Here is a 608-nt window from a genome sequence, read left to right as displayed (position 1 = left end):
CCCGCCTCGACGATCCCCGCGGGCAGTTCCAACTGCGTCTCCCGAATCGTCGGCCGGTACTGTTCGACGAACACCACCGAGTCGTCCTCGACGGCGACGACGACGACGGCCGTGGCGAGTTCGGCCCAGTAGTACTGCTTCGTCGTCCCGTTCGGCTGCTCGACGAGGTCGTAGCCGCCGGTGTACCAGCCCGTCTCGTACTCGGTTTCGGACTCCCGGACGGGCCACTCTGGCTCCGGTAACGGCTCGTGTCTGCGTCCGTCGTCAGTCATCACCCGACAGTCCGGCGGGACGCGGCTTAATCGTGATTACTCGCGACTGCTCGTCTCGGTACTGCTGTCTGCATCGCTGCCCGTGTCGCTGGTCTGGCTGCCCGTATCGCTCGTCTCGCTATCGTCGTCTGCCGATGAGCCGTCACTGCTGTCCTCGAACTTCGGGCGATACAAGCGACTGAACGCCTGCTTGCGGAGCGTCCCGACCGCGGCCTCGCGCTCGTTCTGGAACGTCGCCGCGACGACCGTCTCGGCGAACGGCGCGGCGTGCCAGGCGACGCGGTCGACGTCGTCGCTGCCGAGCGTGATCACCTCGTAGTCGGGATGCTCGTCGAC

General features: G+C 66.6%; 1 protein-coding gene and 1 pseudogene. Both read right to left on the bottom strand.

Annotated features, from left to right (window positions below):
• Positions 1 to 272, bottom strand: a pseudogene (locus DEQ92_RS21440) (NUDIX hydrolase); the annotation flags it as partial.
• A gap of 36 nt (positions 273 to 308) precedes the next feature.
• A partial coding sequence (locus tag DEQ92_RS24245; protein ID WP_233516936.1) for a DUF5809 family protein occupies positions 309 to 608 on the bottom strand: 300 nt, incomplete at its 5' end.

It is taken from the genome of Haloferax sp. Atlit-6N (assembly GCF_003383195.1).
GTDB classification, from domain to species: domain Archaea; phylum Halobacteriota; class Halobacteria; order Halobacteriales; family Haloferacaceae; genus Haloferax; species Haloferax gibbonsii.
Note: the sequence above shows the minus strand (reverse complement) of the source record. Positions and strands in the feature narration are given on the sequence as shown.